Here is a 362-nt window from a genome sequence, read left to right on the forward strand (position 1 = left end):
TGCTGATCAAATTGAAAAATTAGACGTTAGAATAGGTGATGAAGTATATGTAGAAAAAGGTGGAGAAATTATTCCTAAAATTTTAGGCGTTGATGTAACAAAACGTTTGCCAAATTCTCAACCCACTACATATATTACACATTGCCCTGAGTGTGGTACAGAATTAATACGAAAAGAAGGCGAAGCACAACATTATTGCCCTAATTATAATGGCTGTAACCCGCAAATTATAGGTAGAATTCAGCATTACATATCAAGAAAAGCTATGGATATTGAAGGATTGGGAGGTGAAACCGTAGCACTTTTAGTAAATGCAGGACTTATAAATAATTATGCCGATTTATATCAATTAACAAAAGATC

At 33.4% G+C, this 362-nt stretch carries 1 pseudogene; it reads left to right on the forward strand.

Going from position 1 to position 362, the window contains the following annotated elements:
* Window positions 1-362, forward strand: a pseudogene (locus FUA24_RS23680) (NAD-dependent DNA ligase LigA); the annotation flags it as partial.

It is taken from the genome of Seonamhaeicola marinus (assembly GCF_008085455.1).